This window comes from Cognatilysobacter segetis (assembly GCF_004359965.1).
In the GTDB taxonomy this organism is placed as follows: Bacteria; Pseudomonadota; Gammaproteobacteria; order Xanthomonadales; family Xanthomonadaceae; genus Cognatilysobacter; species Cognatilysobacter segetis.
Genome location: NZ_SMRQ01000036.1, coordinates 1 through 25353, shown reverse-complemented (window position 1 = coordinate 25353; position 25353 = coordinate 1). Strand labels below are relative to the sequence as shown.

The window sequence follows — 25353 nt, the reverse complement described above, 5'->3', positions numbered from 1 at the left end:
CGCCGCGGCCTCCGCAGGCGGCAACGCCTCGCGGCCGGCGAGCATGGCGCAGACCTGCAGCAGCGTGCGCGCGATGCGGGTGTCCACTCGGCTCGCGAGCGCGGCCTCGGCGCCGTTCGCGGCCGGCACCACCAGCCGGCGCTGCGCGTCGCCGGCCGCGAGCGCCGCGGGCAGCACGCCGTCGACCGGGCGCAGCTCGCCGGTCAATGCCAGTTCGCCGACGAACTCGACGTCGCGCAATGCCTCCAGCGGGATCTGCCCGCTCGCCGCAAGGATGCCGAGGGCGATCGGCAGGTCGAAGCGCCCGCCGTCCTTCGGCAGGTCGGCGGGCGCGAGGTTGACCGTGATGCGCCGCTGCGGGAACTCGAACTGCGCGCAGGCAATCGCCGCGCGCACGCGGTCCTTGGCCTCGCGCACCGCGGCCTCGGGCAGGCCGACGATGTTCATGGCCGGCAGCCCGCCGCCGAGATGCACTTCGACGCGGACCTCGGGCGCACGGATGCCCGTTCGCGCACGGCTGTGCACGATCGCGAGGTTCATGGCGGGGACTCAGTGGCGCGGCGCGGACGGGGCGTCGAGCTGGCCTTCCAGCCCGGCGACGCTGCGCTCGAGCTGCTCCAGCTTCTCGCGCGTGCGCAGCAGTACCGCGCGCTGCACCTCGAACTCCTCGCGCGTCACCAGATCGAGCCGGGTCAGGCCGGTCTGCAGCACCGCGCGGAAGTTCTGCTGCAGCTCGGCGCGCAGCTCCTGCGCGGATTCGCCGCGCAGGCCGGGCGGCACGAGCGAGCTGAGGCGGCGGGCGAGTTCGTCGAGCTGGTCGAGGTCGATCATGGTCGGGTCTCCGGCAATGCAGGCAGGTTGCCTGCACGGCGCGGGTCGCACCGTCGGCGGGCGCCGCGGGCGGCTGTCGGAAATCTCCGACCGCGCGGCGCGCATCTTACTCGCCGCACCGTGCATGCCAGCCGGTATCCTCGCGTGGACAGGAGGATGCCGATGAAGATGGTCATGGCGGTGATCAAGCCGTTCAAGCTCGACGACGTGCGCGAGGCGCTGGCCGACGCGGGCGTCGCGGGCATCACCGCGACGGAGGTGAAGGGCTTCGGGCGCCAGAAGGGCCATACCGAGCTCTATCGGGGCGCCGAGTACGTCGTCGACTTCCTGCCCAAGATCAAGCTCGAGGTCGCCGTGGCCGACGACCAGCTCGATGTGGTCGTCGAGGCGATCATGAAGGCCGCCGGCACCGGCAAGATCGGCGACGGCAAGGTGTTCGTCTGGGATCTCGAGCGCGTGGTGCGCATCCGCACGGGCGAGCTCGACGCGGACGCGCTGTAGCGCCTCAGGCGGTGCGCAGGCAGTTCCGGCCCGCGGCCTTCGCCTGGTAGAGCGCGCCGTCGGCGCGCTTGAGCAGGTCGGCGAGGTCGGCGTCGCGCGCCGCCAGGGTGGTGACGCCTAGACTGATGGTGACGCGCAGCCCCGGCGCGACGTCGCTGAAATCCAGCGCCTCGACGCCGGCGCGCACGCGCTCGCCCACCTGCGCGGCGGCGTCGATGCCGCTGTCGGGCAGCAGGACCACGAATTCCTCGCCGCCGACGCGACCGATCTCGTCGGTCTGGCGCAGCGCCTGCTGGCAGGCGGCGGCCACGCGCGCGATCACCTGGTCGCCGGCGAGGTGGCCGTGGCGGTCGTTGATCGCCTTGAAGCCGTCGATGTCGAACGTGATCAGGCTGAGCGCGCGCTCGTCCGCACGTGCCTGCCGCACGGCGTCCTCGCCGAGCACCTCGATGCGGCGGCGGTTGGCCACGCCGGTGAGCTCGTCGGTGAGCGCGAGCACGCGCAGCCGGCGCGTGCGCACGATCTGGCGGCTGATCAGCAGGCCGAGCACCAGCGCCAGCGCGACGCCCAGCGACATCGCGATGCGCTGCCAGCGGCGCGCCTTCAGCAGCGCCTGGATCTCCTGGTCGCGCAGCGATTTCTCGGCGCGCAGGCGCTGGTTCTCGAAGTCGCGGCGCGACGCGTCGGTCTGCTCGCGCAGCAGCAGGTTGCGCTGCTCGCTGCGCGCGGCCACGCGCTTCTCGCGCAGCGCGAGGTAGCGCTTGTAGTCGGCGAGCGCGGCGGCGGTCTGGCCGAGGCGTTCCTCCAGCTTGGCGCGCTCGGGGTAGAGGCGCTCCAGGTAGCGGTCGTTGCCGTCGTGCTGCAGCGCCTTTTCCGCCTGCGCGAAGAGTTCGAGCGCCTTCGCGCCTTCGCCGAGGTCGCCGCGCGCGCGTGCTTCGAGCAGCGACAGCATCCCTTCGTTGGAGCGGTCGCCCACGGCCGCGTACCCCGCACGCGCGGCGGCGACGCTCTCCAGCGCCTGCGCCGCGCGTCCCAGCTCGACCTGCGCGCCGGCCTTGGCCATCTGCATGCCGGCGACGTCGGCGGGCGTCAGCCGTTGACGCGCGATGCCCAGCGCCTGCTCGTAGTACTGCAGCGCGCGCGCGGGCTGCCCGATGTCCTCGTAGAGGAAGCCGGTCTGCACCGCGACCACGGCCAGGCTCGCCCAGTCCTCGTGGCGCTGCGCGATCACGCGGCTGCGCTCGAGGTAGTCGCGCGCCTTCTCGTTCTCGCCCATGCGGCGATAGGCGACCGCGATGTTCTGCAGGTTGCCCTCGGCGCGCTCGGACTGCCGCGAGCTGTCGTACAGGCGCTGCGCGGCGAGGAAGTCGGTCAGCGCCTCGGCGTGGCGGCCGAGGTAGGAATACACGTTGCCGCGCAGCACCAGCCCGTCGGCCACCAGTGCGGAGCGCTCGGACTTGCGCGACAGCTGGATGCCCTGCGTGTACAGCCCGAGCGCCTTCTGCGGCTCGCCGAGCATGTCGACCACGCTCGCCTCGCACAGCTGGAAGCGCGCCTGTGCCTCGACGTCGCCGAAGGCCTTGGACGCGGCGAGCCCCTGCCGCGCGTAGACCAGCGACGCGTTGGCGTCCTCGGGCGGCTGGAAGCATTCGGTCGACTGGTAGAGCAGCTCGCGGCGCCGGTCCCCGGGCGGGACGAGGGCGCGCAGCCGCGCCAGCTCGGCCTTCGCCGCTTCCGGCGTGGCCGGGTTGAGGCGCTCGCTGTCGAGTTGCTCGAAGAGACGGTCGAACGCGGACGCCCGGCTGCCTTGCGCATGCGCGGACGCCGCCGTCAGGGCGGCGAGCGTCAGGGCGAGGAGCGACGCGCGATATCGGGGCATGGACGGGGTCGTCGGGCGCCGCCGGGGCCGGTCTGTCGACGCGGCTCGCGGCGGCGCGGGCTCAGGCGTCCAGAGCTTCGGCGACGAACGGTGGCGTCGCCAATGCCCCACGATGGATATCGGCGCTGTAGTACTTCGTCTTGAGACCGCTGTCACGCGCGGCCTGCTCGCGGAAGTCGAAACCGCCCGACTTGCGCGCCAGCGTGCAGCTCCACCAGCCCGTCGGGTAGCAGGGCTGCGGGAACGGCAGCGTCTTGAACGACGCGAAGCCCGCCTTGCCCATCTCCGCGCGCATCGAGCGGATCAGGTCGAGCAGCGCGAGCGGCGACTCGGACTGCTGGACGAGGATGCCGTCGGCCTTCAGCGCGCGGAAGCAGGACTCGTAGAAGGCCTTGTTGAACAGGCCCTCGGCCGGGCCGACCGGATCGGTCGAATCCACGATCACGATGTCGACGCTGCCTTCGGGGCAGTTCTTCATGTACGCAACGCCGTCGTCGAACAGCAGCTCGGCGCGCTTGTCGCCGTTCGAGTCGCAGAGCTCCGGGAACCACTTCTCGGCCATGCGGGTGACCTGCTCGTCGATGTCGCACTGCACGGCCTTCTCGACGCCGCGGTGCTTGAGCACTTCGCGCAGCGTGCCGCAGTCGCCGCCGCCGATGATCACGACGCGCTTGGGATCCGGATGCGTGAACAGCGCCGGGTGCGACATCATCTCGTGGTAGAGGAAGTTGTCGCGGGTGGTGAGCATCACCGCGCCGTCGATGAGCATGAGGTTGCCCCAGTCGGTCGTCTCGAAGATCTCGATCTTCTGGAACGGCGACTGCACTTCATCGAGCTTGCGCGTGACGCGATAGCCGATGGCCGAGCCGGTGTGCTCGAAGTTCTCGTACTGCCAGGTGGGTTCGCTCATGACGTCCTGCGTGTCTCGGGCCGGGAGGCGGCAAACGCCCGAGTGTAGCGGACGCGGCATGGCCGCTCAGTCGGCGACGATCACGCGGTCGCGGCCGGCCGCCTTGGCACGGTAGAGCGCGGCGTCGGCGCGCTGCAGAAGGTCCTGCAGGCGGCGGTCGTCCGGCCGCAGCGTGGCCACGCCGGCGCTGGTGCGCAGCGCGAGCCCCGGGGCGAGGTCGTCGAGGCGCAGCGAGGTGGCGGCCTCGCGCAGGCGGTCGGCGATCGCCGCGGCCTCCTCCGGCGTCGTGCCCGGCAGCACGACCAGGAACTCCTCGCCGCCGCTGCGGCCGAGCCGGTCCTGCCGGCGCATCACCCGCGCGAACGCGGCGCCTGCACGCGCGAGCACCGCGTCGCCCACGGCATGGCCGTGCGCATCGTTGACGCACTTGAAGTGGTCGAGATCGAGCGTGACCAGGCTGAGCGGCCTGCCCTCGCGCCGTGCTTCGCGCACCGCACGCTGCGCGAGCTGCAGGATCCACCGGCGGTTGGCGAGGCCGGTCAGCGCATCGGACAGGGCCAGCAGGCGCAGCCGGCGGCCTTCCCGCCACTGCAGCAGCGCCAGCGCGGCGAGCGCGACGAGCAGCAGCAGGCCGAGCACCAGCACCAGCCGGCGCCACGGGCGTTCGCGTTCCAGCGCGCGCAGGGCCTGGTCGCGGCGGCGGCGCTCGAGGTCGAGCCGCTCGCCTTCGAGCTGGCGTCGCGCGGTGTCGAAGCGCATCCGCCAGACCGTGACCTGCTGGCCGTCGGCCTGGCGCTGCAGGCGTCGGGCCAGCGCGTCGTGGGCCTGCAGGTCGGCGAGCGCGGCGCCGCCGTCGCCGACGGCCTCCTCGCTCGCGGCGCGGGCACGGTGCAGCAGCACGAGGTAGCGGCTGGCGTCCTGCGCGCGCATGAGCGGCTCGGCGCGGTCGAAGGCGGCGATCGCCGCGCGATGGCGGCCCTGCATCTGCAGCGCGAGGCCCTCGGCCTGGTCGAGCATCGGCTCGTGGTCGGCGGTGTGGTCGACGGCCAGCTCACGCCGTGCCTGCACCACGTGGCCCAGCGCCCGTGACGCGTCGCCGCGCGCCAGCCAGGCATGCGCGAGGCCCAGGTGCGCGTAGCCGCGATCGATCGCGTCCGAGCCCCGCGCGAGCGCGAGCGCGAGCGCGCGGTCGAACAGCCGCACGGCTTCGTCACCTCGATGCTGCTCCTCGTAGGCGTAGCCCTGCTGCATCAGCGCGCTGTACAGGTCGGGATAGCTGTCGACCGCGCGGGCATAGTTTTCCGACTCGCGCAGGTAGACCAGCGCCTGCGTGTGGAAGCCCATGCGCCGGTAGGCCATGCCGATGTTCAGCAGGTTGGTCTCGGCGCGCCGCGCCAGCCGCGCGCGGTCGAACACCGCCTGCGCGGCCAGGAAGTCGCCCAGCGCGAGCGCCTGTTCGCCCTGCAGCGAGTGGATCGCGCCGCGCAGCACGTAGCCGTCGCCGATGAGGCGCGCGTCCTCGGCGCGCCGCGCGAGCTGCAGGCCGCGGTCGTAGGCGCGGAGCGCGGCGTCGATGTCGCCGGTCTCGTAGGCATAGCCGCGGCAGAACTCGAACCGCGCCTGCGCGTCGAGGTCACCGGCGCGGCGCGCCTCGTCGAGCCCGCGGCCCGCGTAGGCGATCGCGGCCCGGGAATCGTGCGGGAACCGCAGCGAGCAGACGGTGGCACGGTAGAGGCGCGCGCGGCGGGCGTCGCCCGGCGGCAGCAGCGCCTGTAGGCGATCCAGCGCGGCGCCGACCTGCCGCTCGTTGACCACCTCGACCTCGCCGTCGTCGATCTGCCGGAACAGGCGGTCGAAGCCGGCAGCCGACGTCTGCGCGTGCGCGGTCGTCGCGATGGCGAGCATCGCGGCTGCGAACAGCGCGGGACGGAAGTGTCGGGGCATCGGGACGGGCGGCGAGCGGTCGGCGGAATCCGGCCGGTCGTCGGCACGTCAATGGTATCGGCCCGTCGACGCCCGGCTTGAACCGCCGGCGGACAGCCGCTTGGCCGGTCGCGTGGCCGGGATCGGCGGTCGGTCACGCCGCAAGCCCTAGAATGCGCGCCTTCCTCGTGGGGGTGCCCCGATGTCCGACTGGTCGCTCGACCTGGCCCGCAAGACGTATTCCATCCCGTACTGGTCGGAAGGCTATTACGACGTCGACGCCGCCGGCCGCGTGAGCGTGCATCCGCAGGGTCCGCAGGGGCCGTCGATCGCGCTGGCCGAGGCCGTCGACCGCGCGCTCGAGGGCGGCGCGGCGCTGCCGCTGCTGGTGCGCTTCCCGCAGATCCTGTCCGACCGCCTGCGCAAGCTGCAGGACGCGTTCGCCTGGGCGATCGGCGAGACCGGCTACGGCGGCGGCTACACGGCGGTCTACCCGATCAAGGTGAACCAGCACCGCTCGGTGGCCGGCACGCTGGCCTCGAACATGGGCGAGGGTTTCGGCCTGGAGGCCGGCAGCAAGCCCGAGCTGATGGCCGTCATGGCGCTGTCGCGCCCCGGCGGGCTGATCGTCTGCAACGGCTACAAGGACCGCGAGTACATCCGCCTCGCGCTGATCGGCCGCAAGCTCGGGCTCGACACCTACATCGTCATCGAGAAGCCGTCCGAACTGCAGCTGGTGATCGAGGAATCGAAGGCGCTCGGCGTCAAGCCCGGCCTCGGCGTGCGCATGCGGCTCGCCAGCCTCGGCGCCGGCAAGTGGCAGAACAGCGGCGGCGACAAGGCCAAGTTCGGCCTCTCGCCGCGCCAGGTGCTCGATCTCTGGAAGCGCCTGCGCGACGCGGGCATGGGCGACTGCCTGGGCCTGCTGCACTTCCACATGGGCTCGCAGATCTCCAACGTGCGCGACATCGCCGGCGGCATGCGCGAGGCGGTGCGCTACTTCATCGAGCTCTCGCGCCTCGGCGCGCAGGTGAAGTGGATGGACGTCGGCGGCGGCCTCGGCATCGACTACGAAGGCACGCGGTCGCGCAGCTACTACTCGATCAACTACGGCGTGCGGCAGTACGCGCTCAACATCGTGCAGCCGCTGGCGGACGCCTGCGAGCAGAACGGCCTGACGCCGCCGCGCATCGTCACCGAATGCGGCCGCGCGATGACCGCGCACCACGCGATGCTGGTGACCAACGTGTCGGAAGTCGAGCGCGCGCCCGAAGGCCGCGTGCCCGACGCGCACGACGACGAGCCGCTGGTGATCCGCCACCTGCGCAGCCTGCATGCCGAGCTCGACACGCGCCCGGCGGTGGAGCTGTTCCACGACGCGCAGCACTACCATTCCGAAGGCCTCGACGCGTACACCACCGGCGCGCTCGACCTCGTGCATCGCGCGCGCATCGACGATCTGTTCTACGCGATCCTGCACGGCGTGCGCGCACGCCTGAATCCGATGGAGAAGACGCAGCGCGCCGTGCTCGACGAGCTCAACGACCGCCTGGTCGACAAGTACTTCGTCAACTTCAGCGTGTTCGAATCGATGCCCGACGTCTGGGCGATCCAGCAGGTGGTCCCGATCGTGCCGATCGAGCGGCTGGACGAGGTGCCCGCGCGGCGCGGCGTGATCGCCGACCTGACGTGCGACTCCGACGGCCGCATCGACACCTACGTCGAGAGCGAGACGCTGTCGACGTCGATGCCGATCCACGCGCCGCGCCCGGGCGAGGTCTACCGCATCGGCTTCTTCCTGGTCGGTGCGTACCAGGAGATCCTCGGCGACATCCACAACCTGTTCGGCGACACCGACGCGGTGGCCGTGAACGTGGATGAACAGGGCTTCGAGTTCGTGCAGCAGCGCCGCGGCGACACGATCGACGTGATGCTGGACTACGTCGGGTACGATATCGCCGAGCTGCGGCAGGCGTATCGCGACAAGGTCGCCGCCGCGGGACTGCCCGCCGACGAGGCGCAGCGCCTGAACGAGGCGCTCGACGCCGGGCTCACGGGCTACACCTACCTGGACGACGCGCCGTTCGACTGACGGCGCGCGGGGACATTTCAGCATGAAAACCGGATTCATCGGCCTCGGCGCCATGGGCGCGCCGATGGCGCGCCACGTGCATGCGCGCGGGCTGCTCAACGTCGTCGGCACGCGCACGCAGGACAAGGCGGATGCGCTGGCGGCCGAGCTCGGCGTGCGCGCCGCGCGCTCGGCGCAGAACTTCGCCGACTGCGACGTCGTCGCGCTGTGCGTGCCGCTCGATGCGGACGTGCTCGAGAACGTCGCCGGCCTCGCCGACGTGCTGCGTCCGGGCACCGTGGTCATCGACCATTCGACGGTCGCGGTGGAGACCGCGCGACGTGCGGCCGCCATGTGCGCCGCGCACGGCATCGGCTTCCTCGACGCGCCGGTGTCCGGCGGCGTCGAAGGCGCGCGCAACGGCAAGCTGTCGGTGATGGTCGGCGGCGACGAGGCGGTGCTGGAGAAGGCGCGTCCGGTGCTGGAGAGCTACGCCGCGCGCATCGCGCACATGGGCGCCACCGGCGCCGGCCAGGCGACCAAGGCGGTGAACCAGGTGCTGGTCGCCGGCATCAACGAGGCCGTATGCGAAGGCCTCGCGCTCGGCGAGAAGCTCGGCCTCGACGCCGGCCGCCTGCTGCCCACGCTGATGGCGGGCGCGGCCGGCAACTGGTTCCTCGACAAGCGCGGCGCGACGATGCTGCGCGACGAGTTCGCGCCCGGCTTCAAGAACGCGCACATGCTCAAGGACCTGCGCATCGTGCAGGGCATCGCGCAGCAGGCCGGCATCCGTACGACGGTGATCGACCAGGCGCTTGCCGACTACGCTGAGCTCGTCACCGAGCGCGGGCTCGGCGAGGCCGACACCTCGGCGCTGATCACGCTCAAGCGCACGCGCTGACCGCTCAGGCCGCGGGCGGGCGCCGCAGCGCCCAACGCTGGCCGGCATGGGCCGCCGCCCACGCGACCGCGGCCGACAGCAGCAACTGCAGCGCCGTGTTGCGCAGCATCCAGCGCCCGGCATGCGCCATCGCCGGCGGCGCGGTGCCGTAGGCGGCCATCGCGCCTGCCAGGCCCGCGATCACCACCAGCGCCACGGCCCAGCCGCGGAAACCGTGACGTGCGATGACGCCGCCCGCGCCCATCGACACCGCGACCGCGAGCAGGTCGAGCGGGGCGACCAGGCCCAGTGGCGTCATCCATCCGTCGAGCGCATGCCGCGCCACGAAGGTGAGCGCGGTGAGCACGAGCAGCAACAGCAGGGCGACGGTGCCGGCGAGCAGCCGGCGCTGGACGGGATCGGTCGGAATGAAAGCCATGCATCGAGTCTAGGCGCTCGACCGCACGCACGGCGATGCGCCGATGCCGGCCGCGGCGCCGCCGATCGGAACGGCGGCGCGACCGCTTACTGCGTCTTGACCGCCATCGCGGCCAGTCCGCCGGCGGCCAACTTGCGTTTGGCATCGGCGAGTTCGCCCGCGGTGCCGTACGGCCCCATGCGAACGCGGTAGACGGTCTTGCCGCCGATCCGCGCCGACTCCACGCGCGCGCCCAGCCCGAGCAGGGCGATCTTCGCCTTGAGCTCTTCGGCCTGGCCCGATGCCTGGAATGCGCCGGCCTGCAGCAGGTAGCGCGTCTCGGCCGCGGGACCCGCGTCCTTCGACGGCGCGGGCGCGGCAGGTGCCGGGCGCGCCTCCGTTGCCGCGGTCTTCGGCGCGGATTCGTCCACCGGCGCCGGCAGCGGCCTGACGTCGGTCGTGGGGCTCGGCATCGGGGCCGGCGTCGTCGCGGCAGTCGATGCGGGCGCCGGCGGCGTGGCGGTGTCGGGCTGCACCTTGTCCTGCGCCTGCTCGGCCTTCTCGCTTGCCGCCACCTCGGCATCGGTCATCGGCACTTCCTTGCCCGGCAGCAGCGTGTAGAAGTCGAAGTCCTGCTTCTTCTTGTCGGCGTCCGTCGCGGGCTTGGGCTTCGCGGTCGCATCCTCGACGGCCTCGTCCTCAACCACCGCGTCGTCGCTCGCCGGCCTGGGCTGCGCATCGGGATTCGGCGTCGGACGGAAGAAGCCGTCGCGGCCCGTTTCGTGCGAGCGCTGGTAGGCGAACACCGCGCCGAACGCGATCGCCGCGCCGATCGCGAGCCATGCCCAGCCGGGCATCGCCCCGCCGTTGCCGCCACCGCCGGATCGGCGGGCCTGGGTCTTGCCGCGCTTTGCTGCCACTTACATCACCTCGGGGGCGGAGACGCCCAGCAGGCCCAGTCCATTGGAAATGACCTGACGCGTGGCTGAAGCGAGCGCGAGGCGCGCATCGCGCACGTTCGCGTCGTCGACCAGGAACTGGTGCTCGTTGTAATACGACTGGAACGCCTGCGCGAGTTCCAGCAGGTAGGCCGCGATCTGGTGCGGCTCGAGGTCGCGGCCGGCGGTCTCGACGACCTCGGCATAGCGCGACAGCGCGGCGACCAGCTCGTGCGTGGTTGCATCGTCGAGGTCGAGCGGCTGCGCGAGGCCGTTGTCCAGGTCGAACGACAGGCCGCGCTCCTTGAGCTGGCGCATCAGCCCGCACATGCGCGCATGGCTGACCTGCACGTAGTAGACCGGGTTGTCCATCGACTGGCTGCGCGCGAGGTCGATGTCGAAGGTGAGCTGCGAATCCGGCTTGCGCGCGATCAGGAACCAGCGCACGGCATCGCTGCCGACTTCGTCGATGAGATCGCGCAGGGTGAGATAACTGCCCGCGCGCTTGGACAGCTTCACTTCCTCACCGCCGCGCATGACGGTGACCATCTGGTGCAGCACGTATTCCGGCCAGTTCTGCGGGATGCCGGCGTCGAGCGCCTGCAAGCCGGCTTTGACGCGCGCGAGCGAGCCGTGGTGGTCGGCGCCCAGCTCGGTGATCGCGCGCTCGTAGCCGCGCTGCCACTTCGACAGGTGGTAGGCGACGTCCGGCACGAAGTAGGTGTAGGTGCCGTCGGACTTGCGCATCACGCGGTCCTTGTCGTCGCCGAAGTCGGTGCTGCGCAGCCACAGCGCGCCGCCTTCCTCGTAGGTGTGGCCGTGTGCGATCAGCTCACGCACCGTCTCCTCGACCTTGCCGTCGGTATAGAGCGAGCTTTCGAGGAAGTACACGTCGAACGACACGCCGTAGGCGGCGAGGTCGCTGTTCTGCTCGCGGCGCAGGTAGGCGACCGCGAACGCGCGGATCGCGTCGAGGTCATCCGGATCCTTCGCGCCGACGACGGTGTGGCCTTCGACCTCCACGCTGTCGCCGCGCAGGTAGGCCGCCGCGACGTCCTTGATGTAGTCGCCGCGGTAGCCGTCCTCCGGCCAGCCCGCATCGTCCGGGCCACGGCCCTGCGCGCGCGCCTGCACCGAGATCGCGAGGTTGTTGATCTGCGCGCCGGCGTCGTTGTAGTAGAACTCGCGCGCCACGTCCCAGCCGTTGGCCTCGAGCACGCGCGCGATGCAGTCGCCGATCACCGCCGCGCGGCCGTGGCCCACGTGCAGCGGGCCGGTCGGGTTCGCCGACACGTACTCGACGCCGGCGCGGTGGCCGCGCCCGGATTCGTTGCGGCCGTAACGCTCGCCCAGCGTCGCGACGTCACGCAGGTTCGCGCGCCAGGCACCTTCGGCGACGCGGAAATTGATGAAGCCCGGGCCCGCGATCTCGACCGAGGCGATCGCATCGTTGGCGGGCAGCGCGTCCACCAGTACCTGCGCGATCGCGCGCGGGTTCGACTTCGCCGGCTTGGCGAGCAGCATCGCGGCATTGGTCGAGAAATCGCCCTGCGCGCGGTTCTTCGGGCGCTCGATCACGAACTCGGGCGTGGCGGCGTCGGCGGGCAGCGTGCCCGCGCTGCGCAGGGCGTCGACGGCCTGCTCGACGAGGGCGCGGAGGGTGGATTTCACGGGCGGTCCGGGACGTCGGGACGGGGGCGGCATTGTACGGGGCGCCGCCTCCGGGGTTCCGGGCCGGCTGCCAAGAAGGTGTCAGCCACGGATGGACGCGGAGGCGGCGGGCGGGCACTCGGCCCTGAACCGGGTCTCCGGCCATCCGTGGCTGAACCTCCACCACAGGGGCCTTCCATGGCCCGACCGCGAGGAGCATCGCGGCACACAGCGAAACCTGTCATCGCGGCCGGTCGTGCCGACCGCCACGCGTCACACCCAGCCGCGCGCCGCCATCGACACCGGCGGGCCGTCGCCGACCACGAAATGGTCGAGCAGGCGCACGTCGACGAGCGCCAGCGCCTGCTTCAGCCGCGCCGTCACCGCCCGGTCGGCCGCGCTCGGCTCCGGGTTCCCGCTCGGATGGTTATGGCCGACCAGCACCGCGGCGGCGTTGTGCGCGAGCGCACGCCGGGCGACGTCGCGCGGGTGCACCTCGGCGCCGTCGAGCGTGCCGTGGAACATCTCCTCGAAGGCGAGCATGCGGTGGCGCGTGTCGAGGAACATCACGGCGAAGATCTCGTGGTCGGCGGTGCGCAGGCGCTGCGCGAACAGGCGGCCAGCGGTCGGCGGGTCCTTCAGCGCGTCGCCCCGCTCGAGGTCGGCGGCGAGCACGCGCTGCCCGAGCTCCAGCGCGGCGGCGAGCTTGCAGGCGCGGGCCGGCCCGAGGCCGGGCAGCGTCGCGAGCTCGGCGGGCGGGCGCTCCACCAGGCGCCGCAGCGGGCCGTGCGTGCCCAGCAGCGCGCGGGCCGTCGCCACCGCGTCCTGCCCGCGCAGGCCGGAGCCGAGGACCAGCGCGAGCAGTTCGGCGTCCGACAGCGCGCCGGCGCCGCGGGCGAGCAGCTTCTCGCGGGGGCGCTCGCCGGCGGGCCAGTCGCGGATGTGCATGGTGTCCTTCCGTGGACGACGTCGATCCGTCGACCGCCATTGGACGCGGCCTGCGCGGCGGGGCGGAGCGGGCGGTGCAGGCCGTTCGGGTAAGCTGTCGACCGCCCTCCGCGTAGGACTTTTCCGCCCCGTGAGCCCGCTGTCCGGCCATCGAATCCTGCTCTGCGTGACCGGCGGCATCGCCGCGTACAAGGCCGCCGAGCTGGTGCGCCGCCTGCGCGACGCGGGCGCGGCCGTGCGCGTGGCGATGAGCGACAACGCGCAGCACTTCGTCGGCGCGACCACCTTCCAGGCCTTGAGCGGCGAGCCGGTGCGCACGTCGCTCTGGGACGCGCAGGCCGAGGCCGCCATGGGCCATATCGAGCTGGCGCGCTGGGCGAGCGCCGTCGTCGTCGCGCCCGCCACCGCGAACACGATCGCGAAGCTCGCGCACGGCTTCGCCGACGACCTCGTCAGCACCTTGTGCCTGGCGACCGAGGCGCCGATCGCGGTCGCGCCGGCGATGAACCGCGTCATGTGGGCGAATGCCGCCACGCAGGCGAACGTATCGACGCTGCGCGCGCGCGGCGTGCTGGTGATCGGCCCCGGCGCCGGCGAGCAGGCCTGCGGCGAGACCGGCGAAGGCCGCATGGCCGAGCCGATGGAGATCGTGCGCGCCCTCGGCGGCGGCGCATGAGCGCGCTAGCGGGGCGTCGCGTCGTCGTCAGTGCGGGGCCCACGTTCGAGGACATCGATCCGGTCCGCTTCCTCGGCAACCGCAGCAGCGGAAAGATGGGCTTCGCGATCGCCGCCGCGGCCACCGGATTGGGGGCGCAGGTGACGCTGGTGGCGGGACCGGTCGCGCTGCCGACGCCCGCGGGCGTGGCGCGCATCGACGTGCGCAGCGCCGCGCAGATGCACGACGCAGTGATGGCCACGCTGCCCTGCGACGTCTACATCGGCGCCGCCGCGGTGGCCGACTACACGCCGGCGACGATCGCGCCGGACAAGCTCAAGAAGCAGCCCGGACAGGGCGGCCTGACGCTGGAGCTCGTGCGCACGCGCGACATCCTCGCCGACGTCGCCGCCCATCCGCGCCGCCCGCGCCTGGTCGTCGGCTTCGCCGCGGAAACGCGCGACGTCGAGGCCTACGCGCGCGCCAAGCTCGCGGCCAAGAAGCTCGACCTCATCGCCGCCAACCGCGTCGGCGTGGACGGCAGCGGTTTCGAGAGCGACGACAACACGCTCGTCGTGTTCGATGCCGATGGGGCCACGACGCTCGGCCCGGCGTCGAAGGCCGACGTCGCCACGCAACTCGTCGACCTGATCGCGGCCCGACTGCCATGACCGAACGCACCATCGAAGTCCGCCTGCTCGACGCGCGCTACGGCGCGGACTGGGCGCTGCCCGAATACGCCACGCCCGCGAGCGCGGGGGTCGACCTGCGCGCCGCGCTCGAAGCAAGGCTGTCGATCGCGCCGCGCGAAACGCACCTCGTGCCGACGGGCCTGTCGATCCACATCGCCGACCCGGCGCTGTGCGCCGTGATCCTGCCGCGATCCGGACTCGGGCATAAACACGGCATCGTGCTCGGCAACGGCACGGGCCTGATCGACGCGGACTACCAGGGTCCGTTGATGGTGAGTGTCTGGAACCGCGGCGACGCGGCTTTTACGATCGAACCGGGCGACCGCATCGCCCAGCTCGTCGTCTTGCCGATCGTGCGGGCGCGATTTGCCGTAGTGGACGAATTCGAATCGAGTGCGCGCGGCGCGGGTGGCTTCGGCCACACCGGCGTGCGCTGACTGACCAGGAGTGACCGCGATGCCCCATGCCCCTCTCGACCGCCTGAAGCCGCTGATCACGCTGGGTACGGCCCTCGCGCTGCTGCTCGCCGGCTGGTTCGGCTTCAACGCCTGGGCGCAGTGGCGCGACGAGGCGCGACGCGAGGCCGTCGAGGCGTCGCGCGACGCGGTGGCGCAGGCCGTGACGTCTTCGCTCGGCGTCGCGCAGAAGCGCTTCGCCGACCAGCTCGCCAGCCCCGGCGTGCGCGACGCGCTGGCGCGTGGCCTGCTCGACCGCGCCGGCGAGCAGCTCACCGCCGGCTGGCCCGGCGCGAGCGGCGGCGAAGTCCGGCCGGCCGAGCTCGGCGGGGCCTACGACGCGCTGCAGGCGCCGGGCGCGGCGAAGGTCGCCTACGGCCACGTGGCCGCGCTCGAAGCGGCGATCGCCGGCGGCAAGCCGGTCGCTTGGGCGATCCGCGAGGGCGGCAAGCCCTGGATCGCGCTCGCCGCGCCGGTCACCGCGGGCAATGCGCCGGCGGTGGCCTTCGTGCGGTTGCCGCTCGACAAGATCGCGGGCGCCATGCAGGCCGCCGCGGTCGGCGACGACACCTACCTCGCGCTGCGGCAGGGCAATGCCACGCTGGTCGAGAAAGGCGACACGGAGCTCGCCGGCAGCGCGGAATCGCTGAAGAAGGCGATCGAGGGCAGCGAGCTGCGCGTCGCCGCCGCGGTGCCGGACGTCGCCGGTGGCCCGCTGGGCCTGCGCTCGATCGGCTGCGCGATCGCCGCGCTGATCTTCCTGCTCCTCGCCGCCGCGATCGCCGCGCTGCCGCGCCTGCTGGCCCGCCGCGCGGGCGGGGCGTCGAGCGAGTCGCACGAGGACGCGCCGACGCTCGCCGACGTGATCCGCCCGACGGCGCCGCCGCCGGTGCCGGCCGCGGACTCCGCGGAGTCGGTGAAGCGCTCGCTGGCGCTGGATCGCGGCATCTTCCGCGCCTACGACATCCGCGGCGTCGTCGGCCAGAGCCTGGACGCCGGCATCGCCGAGCTGATCGGCCAGGCCATCGGCACCGTGATGCAGGAGCAGGGCCTGCGCGACATCGTGGTCGGCCGCGACGGGCGCCTGTCCGGCCCGGCGCTGGTCGAAGGCCTGGTGACCGGCCTGCGCCGTGCCGGCCGCAACGTGCTCGACATCGGCATGGCGCCCACGCCGGTCACGTACTTCGGTGCGTACCACCTGCGGGCGGGCTCGTGCGTGTCGGTCACCGGCTCGCACAATCCGCCCGACTACAACGGCTTCAAGGTCGTGGTCGGCGGCGAGACGCTGTCGGGCGACGCGATCGTCGATCTCTACTCGCGCATCGCCGACGATCGCCTGCACACCGCGCCGACGCCCGGCAACGTCGAGCAGCACGACATCAGCGAGGACTACGTCCAGCGCATCGCGGCGGACATCCAGATCGACCGCCCGCTCAAGGTGGTGGTCGACGCCGGCAACGGCGTGGCCGGCGAGATCGGCCCGCGCGTGCTGGAGGCGATCGGCGCCGACGTGATCCCGCTGTTCTGCGACATCGACGGCACGTTCCCGAACCACCATCCGGACCCGAGCGAGCCGCACAACCTCACCGACCTGATCCAGATGGTCGATCGCATGGACGCCGACTTCGGCATCGCCTTCGATGGCGACGGCGACCGCCTGGGCGTGGTCACGCGCGACGGCCAGAACATCTTCCCGGACCGCCTGCTGATGCTGTTCGCGGCCGACGTGCTCGAACGCAACCCGGGCGCGGTGATCCTGTTCGACGTGAAGTGCACCGGGCGCCTGCCGGGCCACATCCTGCGCCACGGCGGCAGCCCGCTGATGTGGAAGACGGGCCACTCGCTGATCAAGGCGAAGATGCGCGAGACCGACGCGGAGCTGGCCGGCGAGATGAGCGGCCACTTCTTCTTCAAGGAGCGCTGGTACGGCTTCGACGACGGCATCTACGCCGCCGCGCGCCTGCTGGAGATCCTCGCCGCCAGCCCGCGCACGCCGACCGAGACGCTCAACGCCCTGCCCAATGGCGTGTCGACGCCGGAGATCAAGGTCGACGCGCCGAACGGCAATCCGCATGCCTTCGTCGAGCGCTTCCAGAACGAGGCCACGTTCGAGGGCGCGCGACTGTCGACGATCGACGGCCTGCGCGTCGATTACCCGGATGGCTGGGGCCTGGTGCGTGCGTCGAACACGACGCCGGTGCTGGTGATGCGTTTCGACGCCGATTCGGCCGAGGCGCTGGCGCGGATCCAGAACGCGTTCCGCGCGCAGATCGCCGCGATCCAGCCCGATCTCGCGCTGCCGTTCTAGGTGGGCTGGCTCGTCACGAAGTACCTCGTCACCGCGGCCATCGTCGTCGCGGTGAGCGAGGCGGCCAAGCGCAGCGACCGGCTCGGCGGCCTGATCGCCGCGCTGCCGCTGGTCACCGTGCTCGCGCTGGTGTGGCTGCATCTCGAGAAGCAGCCGCAGGCGAAGCTCGCCAACCACGCGTACTACACCTTCTGGTACGTGCTGCCGACGCTGCCGATGTTCCTCGCATTCCCGTGGCTGCTGGCGCGGCTGGGCTTCTGGCCCACGCTGCTGGCATCGGCCGTGATCACGGTCGCCTGCTTCGCGCTGACCGCGTGGCTGGTGAAGCCGTTCGGGATCGTGCTGCTGCCCTGAGCGCGGCTCAGCCGGCCGGGGTCGGTGCCGGTGCGGTTGCGGCGCCGGCCGGCTGCGGCTTGAGTTCGCGATAGCGCGTCACCGCTTCCTGCAGCTGCGACTGGATCGTCGCGGCCTCGCGCTGCAGCGTCGCGAGCGCCGCCTGCTGCGCGAGCAGCTGGCCGTGCTGGTTGCGGATGTCGCTGGCCAGCGGCTTGGGCACCGGCTTGCTGAGCAGTTCGGCGTCACCCGCGCGCCGCAGCAGCAGCACCAGGCTCTGGCGCAGGCCGTCGATGCCCATGCGGGCGGTCTGCATCGCGTCGCGGTTGAGCGAGACGCGCGCCTCGAACGCGCGGCGCAGGTCGCCCTCGGTCGGGAACGTCTCGACCATCGCCATCAGGCGACGCTGCTCGGCGGCGGAGGCCGTGGCGGCATCGGCCTCGGCACGGGCCCGCGCGTCCGCGGCGGCGCGTTCCTCCGGCGTCAGCGCGCGACCGAGCGCGGAGGTCGCCATGCCGCTCTTCGAATTGATCTCGGTGCGCGCGGCATCCACCGCGCTGGACGGCAGCGCGTCGCCGCAGACCTTGCGGCCGCCCTCGTTCCAGCAGTACAGCTTCTTCGGCGGCGTGTCGGCCGCATGCAGCGCCGTGGCGAGGCCGAGCAGGACGAGGGCGGAGAGCGCGGTGCGGGTCATGGGGGGCCGTTGGGCGATCGTGTCGACGGTATCGAAAGCAACTTTCGCGCCACGCGCGTTCAGTCGCAACCGTAGGCGGCGCGGTAGGCCAGCAGCCGCTCGCGCTGGGCTTTCAGCGCGTCGCCGACGGTGAAGTCGAGCAGGTCGGCGAGGCGGGCGACCGCGACCACGGGCAGGCCCTGCTCGTCCGCGACGGTTTGTGCCGCGGAGCGTCGGGACACCGCGGGGTCCACCGCCTCCTGGCGATCCAGCGCGATCACGATGCCCGCCGGCACGCCGCCGGCCTCGCGGATCAGCCCGAGGGCCTCGCGGATCGCGGTGCCGGCGGTGATCACGTCGTCGACGATCAGCACGCGGCGGCCCTCCAGCGCGGCGCCGATCAGCATGCCGCCCTCGCCGTGCGCCTTGGCCTCCTTGCGGTTGAAGGCGACCGGGTAGTCGCGCCCGCGCCGCGCGAATTCGCAGGCGAGCGCGGTGGCCAGCGGAATGCCCTTGTAGGCCGGGCCGAACAGCACGTCGAACGGCACGCCCGCGGCCTCGACCGCGTCGGCGTAGCAGGTGGCCAGCTCGGCCAGCGACGCGCCCGAATCGAAGCGCCCGGCGTTGAAGAAGTACGGGCTGGTGCGCCCGGATTTCAGCGTGAACTCGCCGAAGCGCAGCGCATCGACGCGCAGGGCGAGCTGGAGGAAGCGGGCGCGGTGGTCGGTCATGGCGTCGAAAGGCCTGCGACGGGGGACCGGCATCGTAAAGCAGCCAGCGGCTACGCTTGGCAGCCCGTCGCCGCCGGCCCGCGGCGCACCGCCTTCTTCCGGATCACGAATGCGCGTCATCAGCTTCAACGCCAACGGCTGGCGTTCCGCCGCCAAAAAGGGCTTCATCGACTGGTTCCACGAGCGCGACGCCGACATCCTCTGCGTGCAGGAGACCAAGGCGCAGGAGGACCAGCTCCGCGTCCCCGGACTCCTGCCCGCCGGGTACCACGCGCATTTCCGCGACGCGTCGACGAAGAAGGGCTACAGCGGCGTCGCGATCTACTCGCGGCGCGAGCCCGACGAGGTTCGCACGGGCCTCGGCCGCAGCGATTTCGACGAGGAAGGCCGCTACATCGAGGCGCGCTTCGGCGATCTGAGCGTCGTCTCCGTCTACGTGCCGTCGGGCACCACGGGCGACGTCCGCCAGGGCTTCAAGATCGACGTCATGAACTGGTTCGCGCCGATCATGCGCGAGTGGCTGGCCAGCGGCCGCCAGTACATCGTCTGTGGCGACTGGAACATCGTGCGGTCGCGCCGCGACATCACCAACTGGACCGGCAACCAGAAGCAGACCGGTTGCCTGCCGCACGAGCGCGCCTGGCTCAATGCGCTGATCGCCGATACCCACGGCGACGGCTCGCCCTGCGCCGACGGCGAGGGCTGGCACGACAGCTTCCGCGTCGCCAAGCCCGATGAATGCGCCGAGTACACCTGGTGGAGCACTCGGGGACAGGCGCGCGCGAAGAACGTAGGCTGGCGCATCGATTACCAGCTCGTGACGCCGAACCTGCGCGATGCCATCCGGCACTGCGAGTCGCATCGCGAACCCCGCTTCTCCGACCACGGCCCCTACATCGTCGACTATGACCTCTGACAACGTGCGCTTGCCGAAGGACCCCGCGACGGCCGACATCCCGCCGCCGCCCGCGAAGACGATGTCGGTCTGGCAGGCGTTCACCCAGCCCGCCGCGTGGACGATGTTCTTCTTCGGTTTCAGCTCCGGCCTGCCGTTCCTGCTCGTCGCGGGCACGCTGGCGTACTGGCTGAAGGAGAACGGGATCGTGCTCAAGGAGATCACGATCATCGCCAGCGCCGGCATGACCTACGCGCTGAAGTTCCTGTGGGCGCCGCTGCTCGACCAGACGCAACTGCCCGGCTTCCGCCGCCTCGGCCTGCGCCGGGGCTGGCTGCTGGCCTCGCAGCTCGCGGTCGTCGCGGGCCTTCTGGTCATGGCGCTGTTCACGCCGACGCAGCTGACGGCCTTCGTGATCGCCACCGTCTTCGTCGCCTTCGCGGGCGCCACGCAGGACATCGCGGTCGACGCCTACCGCATCGAGATCGCGCCGCCGGCCGCGCAGGGCGCGCTGGTCGCCACGTACTCGCTCGGCTACCGCATCGCGCTGATCGTCACGGGCATGGTGGCGCTGATCCTCGCCGACCACGTGCCGTGGAGCACGGTGTACCTCGGCATGGCGGTGCTGATGCTGCTGCCCGTGGCCGCGAACCTGATGTCCCGCGAGCCCGATACCTACCGCGAGTCGCCGGCCAGCTGGCGCGAGGCGATGCGGCTCGGCGTGATCGATCCGTTCGCCGACTTCTTCCGCCGCTTCGGCGTGGCCACCGCGCTGCTCACGCTGCTCTTCATCCTGCTGTTCAAGGTGCCGGAGCAGGCGCTGGTGGGCGGCATCATGAGCCCGTTCTACCTGGACATGGGCTTCAGCAAGACCGAGATCGGCGCGGTCACCAAGCTCTACGGCATCTGGGTCGGCATCGCGGGCGTGTTCGCCGCGGGCCTCGCCATCGCGCGCTGGGGCGTGCGCTGGCCGCTGATCACGTCGATCGTCGTGTGCGCCAGCTGCAACCTGCTCTACGTCTGGCTGACGCACCACCACGGCGACCTCGCCGCGCTGACGTTCGTGATCTCGGCGGAGAACTTCTCGCTCGGCTTCCTCGGCACCGCGGCGGTGGCGTTCCTGTCGTCGCTGGTGAACCGCCAGCACACGGCCACGCAGTACGCGCTGCTGAGTTCGATGGTGAACCTGCCGGGCAAGGTGCTCGGCGTGTTCGCCGGGGCGATCGTCGAGGCGACCAGCTACTCGCAGTACTTCGTGATCGCGACCATCGCCGTGCTGCCGGCCACGCTGCTCTTCATCTACCTGTGGCCGCGCTTCGCCTCGGCGGACGAAGGCGCCACCCGGCGCGCTCAGGCCGGATAGACGACGCCGAGCACGCGCGGCCCGCGGGCGCCGGTCACCGCGGGCACGTTGCCCGGCAGGCCCGCCAGCGTCTGCCGCGCGAGCCACGCGAACGCCATGGCTTCGACGAAATCCGCGTCGAGGCCGTGCACGTCGGTGGCCTCGACGATGCAGCCCGGCAGTCGCGCGGCGATGCGCTCGATCAGCCGCGCATTGCGCACGCCGCCGCCGCAGGCGAGCACGCGCTTCGTCTGCGGCTGATGCGCAAGCAGCGCGTCGGCCACCGTGGCGGCACTGAGCTCGAGCAGCGTGGCCTGCACGTCCTGCGGGGGTGCGGCGCCTTCGAGACGCGCTTCCACCCAGTCCAGATGGAACTGCTCGCGACCGCTGCTCTTCGGCGGCGGCAGCGCGAACCACGGATCGTCGCGCAGCCGCGCCAGTAGCGTCTCGTCGACGCGGCCGGACAGCGCGAACGCGCCGTCGCGATCGAAGGGCTCGCCGCGATGGCGCAGGCACCAGGCATCGAGCAGGGCATTCGCCGGCCCGGTATCGAAGCCGCGCACGTCGCCCACGCGCGGCAGCAGCGTGAAGTTGGCGATGCCGCCCAGGTTGAGCACGGCGCGGTCCTCGGCGTCCGAATGCAGCATCGCCGCGTGGAACGCCGGCACCAGCGGCGCGCCCTGTCCGCCGGCGGCGATGTCGCGGCGCCGGAAGTCGGCGACCGTCGCGATGCCGCAGCGCTCGGCGATGACGTTGCCGTCGCCGATCTGCCAGGTGAAGGGATGCACGCCGTCGTATGCCGCGCCCGCGGGGCGGTGGCGGACGGTCTGGCCGTGCGAGCCGATCGCCACCACGTCGCGCGCGTCCGCGCCCGCGGCGTCGAGCAGCGCACGCGTCGCCGCCGCGAATGCCTCGGCGACCTGCACGTCGAGCGTGCCGAGCTCGTCCAGCCCGCGCGCGTCGCCGCCCTGGCCGAGCGCGACGAGTCGCGCGCGCAGCGCCGGCTCCCACGGCAGTACCAGCCCGTGCTCGAGCCGGCAGCCCGTGTCGGATGCGTCGGCCCCAAAGCGAACGAGCGCCGCGTCAATGCCGTCGGCGCTCGTTCCCGAGATCAGGCCGACGAACAGTCCGTCGGCCGGCAGCGATGTCGTCATGTCAGGACCGGCGGCCCGGCTTCTCGTTCTTCGCGGGTGCCTTGGCGACGCGCGTATCCGCCTCGTCGCCGGCGTAGATGATGTTCTCGACCTCGCGGATGCGCGCCAGCGCCGTACGCGTCTGCGCGCGGAACGCGACGAACGCGGCACCGCTCAGCGGTTCCGGCGGCGGCAGCGTGATCGACAGCGGATTGCGCTGCGCGCCGTTCACCTTGAATTCGTAGTGCAGGTGCGGGCCGGTCGACATGCCGGACGTGCCGACGTAGCCGATCACGGTGCCCTGCGCGATGCGCTGGCCGACGCGCTCCTTGCCGAAGGCCGACATGTGGCCGTACAGCGTGGAATAGCCGCGGCCGTGGTCGAGCTCGACCACGCGGCCGTAGCCGCCCTTCCAGCCCACGAACGCGACGCGCGCGTCGCCCGCCGCCATGATCGGCGTGCCGGTGCCGGCGGCGTAGTCGACGCCCTTGTGCATGCGCATGCGGCCCAGCACCGGGTGCTTGCGCGCGCCGAAGCCCGAGGTCAGGCGCGCGTACGGGATCGGCATGCGGATGAAGGGACGCTTGAGCGAGCGGCCGTCGGCGGTGAAGAACTCGGGCTTGCCGTTGCGCTCGAAGCGGAACGCCGAGTGCAGCGTGTCGCCGGTGGTGAACGTGGCCGCGAGCACCGGGCCGGTCGCCACCAGCTGGCCGTCGCGCCAGGTCTGCTCGACGACCACGCTGAAGCGGTCGTCGGCACCGACATCGTCGTTGAAGTCGATGTCGTACTTGAACATGTCGTCGGTCAGCGTGTTGACGTGCGCGCTCGTGAGGCCGAGCTTGCGCGCCGACGCGTAGAGTGACTTGCCGACCTTGCCGCTGATCACGACCGTGCGCGTGTCGGTGGGGCTCACCAGCACCTGCTCGCGCACCTCGCCGTTGGCGAAGGTCAGCTCGACGCGATGGCTGTCGTCGCGGTCGAAGCGGAAGGCGCGCAGGTCGCCGCCGACCGGCAGGTCGAACGCCAGCTGCATGCCGGGCTTCATCGCGCGCAGCAGCTGGTTCTTCACCGACGGCTGCGCGAGCAGCTTCGTGCGCGTGGCCTGCGGGATGTCCAGGTCCTTCATGATCGATGCGAGCGTCTGCCCGCGCTTGACCTGTACCGTCTGCCAGCTGTCGCCCTGCGCCTGCGCGAGCTTCAGCGGCGGCAGTGCGAGCGCCATCGACTGGCGGGGTGCGGCGGGCATGTGGCCGCGCGTGGCGACCGGGCGGTCGAAGCCGGGAACGATCGCGGCGGCGAGCATCGCGGCGGTCGCGAACAGGCTCGCGTGCGCCCACTGCCGACGCGACCAGCGTCCGTTGAAGCCGGTGCCTTCGTGCGCGACCACCTGCCGGTGCAGGGTCTTTTCACGAAGGGCATCCAGGCGCGCGCGGCGCGCCGTAACGGTGTCTGTCATGCTGCTGGTCCCCGAGAGGCCGTGTAGGCCCCGTCACGACCGTAAAATAGACACGCGAGCTGCGTGCGTCAAACCATTGATGTAAATGGTTTTTTTCGTCAAGGCCCGTTTTACGTTCAATTAACTTTTGACCGGTTCTTCACGGAACCGGGGTCGCATATCGCGACCTACCGTGAGACACGACATGTCGATACAGGACACCCTCGACCTCATCGCCCGCGGCGCCGACGAGATCCTCAAGCCCGAAGAACTCACCCAGCGGCTGCAGTCCGGGCGCCCGCTGCGCGTCAAGGCCGGTTTCGATCCGACCGCGCCCGACCTGCACCTGGGCCACACCGTGCTGCTCAACAAGATGCGGCAGTTCCAGGATCTCGGCCATCAGGTGATCTTCCTGATCGGCGACTTCACCGGAATGATCGGCGACCCGACTGGCAAGAACGCCACCCGCAAGCCGCTGACGCGCGAGGACGTGCTGGCCAACGCCGAGACCTACGCCGAGCAGGTGTTCAAGGTGCTCGACCGCGAGCGCACCGAGGTGCGCTTCAACAGCGAGTGGTTCGGCAGGATGTCGGCGGCCGACATGATCCGCCTCGCCGCGCAGCACACGGTCGCACGCATGCTCGAGCGCGACGATTTCGCCAAGCGCTACGCCGCGCACCAGTCGATCGCGATCCACGAGTTCCTGTACCCGCTCGTGCAGGGCTACGACTCGGTCGCGTTGGACGCCGATGTCGAGCTCGGCGGCACCGACCAGAAGTTCAACCTGCTGATGGGCCGCGGCCTGCAGGAGCACTACGGCCAGAAGCCGCAGGTCGTGCTGACGATGCCCCTGCTGGAAGGGCTCGACGGCGTCAACAAGATGAGCAAGTCGCTCGGCAACTACATCGGCATCAACGAGCCGGCCATCGACATCGTCACCAAGGCGATGAAGATCGACGACGCGCTCATGTGGCGATGGATCGAACTGCTGAGCTTCGACATTTCGATCGCAGAAGCACAGCAGCTGAGGGGCGAGATCGATTCAGGCGCGCTCAATCCGCGCGACCTCAAGATGCGCCTCGCCCGTGAACTGGCGGCACGCTTCCACGGCGCCGCCGCTGCGGACCAGGCGGTCGCCGGGTGGAATGCCGCGGTGCGGGGCGAAGGCGACACGTCGCAACTGCCCCTGACCGAAGTGGCCGTTCCGGCGGAAGGCGTGCGCATCGCGGCGCTGCTGACCGCGGCGGGCCTGACACCGAGCAACTCCGAGGCCAACCGCAAGCTCAAGGAACGGGCCGTGCGCATCGATGGCGACGTATTCGAGGATGCGGCGCGCGTGTTCGCGCCGGGCTTCGAGGCGGTGGTCGCAGTGGGCAAGCGCAACTTCGCACGCGTGCGGCTGGTCGCTAACGCCTGAACGATTCGAAGCGGCCGGATCACCAGGGCTTCACAAGGGGAACCGAAGTCGACATAATGGTCGACCCAGCTGAGAACGGCGCCGCCCACGGGCGAATCGCCGGACGAGTTGGAAGCAGAAAAAAATTCGATCACAGGGTGTTGACAGTGATCGAAACTGCCCTAAAATGGGCGGCTCACTCGGACGGACTGAAGTCGGTCCGGGCGGGAAGAAGGGACGAGGCGCTGAGGCCGAAGTCCGAAGATCTTTGACAGTGTGCGCAGGTGACTTGTGCGGGCGTCTGGTGGTGGATGACTGTCCATCGCAGATGTCTCGTCACAAGCAACAAGATTTAA

22 protein-coding genes and 1 pseudogene are annotated in these 25353 nt (G+C 71.3%); 10 read left to right on the top strand and 13 right to left on the bottom strand.

Annotation, left to right across the window (positions count from 1 at the left end; genetic code table 11):
* A partial coding sequence (locus tag E4F61_RS09475) for a magnesium chelatase domain-containing protein (RefSeq protein ID WP_274380530.1) occupies positions 1–540 on the bottom strand: 540 nt, incomplete at its 3' end.
* A gap of 9 nt (positions 541–549) precedes the next feature.
* Positions 550–831 carry a ubiquinone biosynthesis accessory factor UbiK gene (gene ubiK, locus E4F61_RS09470; RefSeq protein ID WP_133479421.1) on the bottom strand — a complete coding sequence of 94 codons (282 nt, stop codon included), beginning with the start codon at positions 829–831 and terminating at the stop codon, positions 550–552.
* 162 nt (positions 832–993) lie between these two features.
* Here ubiK and E4F61_RS09465 point away from each other — a divergent pair, with 162 nt between their 5' ends.
* Positions 994–1332 (top strand): P-II family nitrogen regulator, encoded by a 339-nt coding sequence (locus E4F61_RS09465; protein ID WP_133479420.1) that lies wholly within the window; start codon positions 994–996, stop codon positions 1330–1332.
* Positions 1333–1336: 4 nt separating this feature from the next.
* Here E4F61_RS09465 and E4F61_RS09460 read toward each other — a convergent pair whose 3' ends face one another.
* The 3 genes from E4F61_RS09460 to E4F61_RS09450 form a co-directional block, all read right to left on the bottom strand.
* Positions 1337–3211 carry a diguanylate cyclase gene (locus tag E4F61_RS09460; RefSeq protein ID WP_133479419.1) on the bottom strand — a complete coding sequence of 625 codons (1875 nt, stop codon included), beginning with the start codon at positions 3209–3211 and terminating at the stop codon, positions 1337–1339.
* A 61-nt stretch (positions 3212–3272) separates the two neighbouring features.
* Complete coding sequence (speE, locus tag E4F61_RS09455; protein WP_133479418.1) at positions 3273–4121, bottom strand: polyamine aminopropyltransferase; 849 nt, start codon at positions 4119–4121, stop codon at positions 3273–3275.
* Between the two features lie 66 nt (positions 4122–4187).
* Positions 4188–6065 (bottom strand): diguanylate cyclase, encoded by a 1878-nt coding sequence (locus E4F61_RS09450; RefSeq protein ID WP_162301463.1) that lies wholly within the window; start codon positions 6063–6065, stop codon positions 4188–4190.
* 181 nt (positions 6066–6246) lie between these two features.
* On the opposite strand from E4F61_RS09450, the gene speA reads away from it, so the two are divergent.
* Both speA and E4F61_RS09440 read left to right on the top strand, forming a co-directional pair.
* Complete coding sequence (gene speA / locus E4F61_RS09445) at positions 6247–8136, top strand: arginine decarboxylase (protein WP_133479416.1); 1890 nt, start codon at positions 6247–6249, stop codon at positions 8134–8136.
* 22 nt (positions 8137–8158) lie between these two features.
* The gene (locus tag E4F61_RS09440) at positions 8159–9016 is read left to right on the top strand and encodes an NAD(P)-dependent oxidoreductase (protein ID WP_133479415.1); all 858 of its coding nucleotides are present in this window, start codon (positions 8159–8161) and stop codon (positions 9014–9016) included.
* 4 nt (positions 9017–9020) lie between these two features.
* Here the strand turns inward: E4F61_RS09440 and E4F61_RS09435 are convergent, their stop codons facing one another.
* The 4 genes from E4F61_RS09435 to radC all read right to left on the bottom strand — a co-directional run bounded on the left by E4F61_RS09435 (position 9021) and on the right by radC (position 12949).
* Complete coding sequence (locus E4F61_RS09435) at positions 9021–9434, bottom strand: hypothetical protein (protein ID WP_133479414.1); 414 nt, start codon at positions 9432–9434, stop codon at positions 9021–9023.
* 86 nt (positions 9435–9520) lie between these two features.
* Positions 9521–10333, bottom strand: a complete 813-nt coding sequence (locus tag E4F61_RS09430; RefSeq protein ID WP_133479413.1) for an SPOR domain-containing protein — start codon at positions 10331–10333, stop codon at positions 9521–9523.
* On the bottom strand, positions 10334–12022 hold the full coding sequence (gene argS, locus E4F61_RS09425) for an arginine--tRNA ligase (RefSeq protein WP_133479412.1): 1689 nt from the start codon (positions 12020–12022) through the stop codon (positions 10334–10336).
* 252 nt (positions 12023–12274) lie between these two features.
* A complete protein-coding gene (gene radC / locus E4F61_RS09420) occupies positions 12275–12949 on the bottom strand; it encodes a RadC family protein (RefSeq protein ID WP_133479411.1) in 675 nt (224 codons plus the stop codon).
* Between the two features lie 154 nt (positions 12950–13103).
* Here radC and coaBC point away from each other — a divergent pair.
* The 4 genes and pseudogenes from coaBC (at position 13104) to E4F61_RS09400 (ending at position 17413) form a co-directional block, all read left to right on the top strand.
* Positions 13104–14275, top strand: a pseudogene (coaBC, locus tag E4F61_RS09415) (bifunctional phosphopantothenoylcysteine decarboxylase/phosphopantothenate--cysteine ligase CoaBC).
* Positions 14272–14733, top strand: coding sequence for a dUTP diphosphatase (gene dut / locus E4F61_RS09410; protein WP_133479410.1), 462 nt, complete (start codon positions 14272–14274; stop codon positions 14731–14733). The pseudogene coaBC and the gene dut overlap by 4 nt, the downstream one beginning before the upstream one ends.
* A 19-nt stretch (positions 14734–14752) precedes the next feature.
* The gene (locus tag E4F61_RS09405; RefSeq protein ID WP_133479409.1) at positions 14753–17059 is read left to right on the top strand and encodes a phosphomannomutase/phosphoglucomutase; all 2307 of its coding nucleotides are present in this window, start codon (positions 14753–14755) and stop codon (positions 17057–17059) included.
* Entirely contained in the window at positions 17060–17413 is a 354-nt protein-coding gene (locus tag E4F61_RS09400; protein WP_133479408.1) for a DUF3147 family protein, read from the top strand. It begins immediately after the preceding gene.
* Between the two features lie 7 nt (positions 17414–17420).
* Here the strand turns inward: E4F61_RS09400 and E4F61_RS09395 are convergent, their stop codons facing one another.
* Together E4F61_RS09395 and pyrE are read right to left on the bottom strand one after the other, a co-directional pair.
* Positions 17421–18086 (bottom strand): hypothetical protein, encoded by a 666-nt coding sequence (locus E4F61_RS09395; RefSeq protein ID WP_133479407.1) that lies wholly within the window; start codon positions 18084–18086, stop codon positions 17421–17423.
* Between the two features lie 59 nt (positions 18087–18145).
* A complete protein-coding gene (gene pyrE, locus E4F61_RS09390; protein ID WP_133479406.1) occupies positions 18146–18796 on the bottom strand; it encodes an orotate phosphoribosyltransferase in 651 nt (216 codons plus the stop codon).
* A gap of 109 nt (positions 18797–18905) precedes the next feature.
* On the opposite strand from pyrE, the gene E4F61_RS09385 reads away from it, so the two are divergent.
* The gene (locus tag E4F61_RS09385; RefSeq protein ID WP_133479405.1) at positions 18906–19712 is read left to right on the top strand and encodes an exodeoxyribonuclease III; all 807 of its coding nucleotides are present in this window, start codon (positions 18906–18908) and stop codon (positions 19710–19712) included.
* Positions 19702–21054, top strand: coding sequence for an AmpG family muropeptide MFS transporter (locus E4F61_RS09380; RefSeq protein WP_425480141.1), 1353 nt, complete (start codon positions 19702–19704; stop codon positions 21052–21054). The genes E4F61_RS09385 and E4F61_RS09380 overlap by 11 nt, the downstream gene beginning before the upstream one ends.
* On the opposite strand, the gene E4F61_RS09375 is transcribed toward E4F61_RS09380, so the two are convergent.
* Both E4F61_RS09375 and E4F61_RS09370 read right to left on the bottom strand, forming a co-directional pair.
* Positions 21042–22187, bottom strand: a complete 1146-nt coding sequence (locus E4F61_RS09375) for an anhydro-N-acetylmuramic acid kinase (protein WP_133479404.1) — start codon at positions 22185–22187, stop codon at positions 21042–21044. The genes E4F61_RS09380 and E4F61_RS09375 overlap by 13 nt on opposite strands.
* A 1-nt stretch (position 22188) precedes the next feature.
* Complete coding sequence (locus E4F61_RS09370) at positions 22189–23622, bottom strand: M23 family metallopeptidase (RefSeq protein WP_133479403.1); 1434 nt, start codon at positions 23620–23622, stop codon at positions 22189–22191.
* A 184-nt stretch (positions 23623–23806) separates the two neighbouring features.
* On the opposite strand from E4F61_RS09370, the gene tyrS reads away from it, so the two are divergent.
* The gene (gene tyrS, locus E4F61_RS09365; RefSeq protein ID WP_133479402.1) at positions 23807–25018 is read left to right on the top strand and encodes a tyrosine--tRNA ligase; all 1212 of its coding nucleotides are present in this window, start codon (positions 23807–23809) and stop codon (positions 25016–25018) included.
* Positions 25019–25353: the final 335 nt, after the last annotated feature.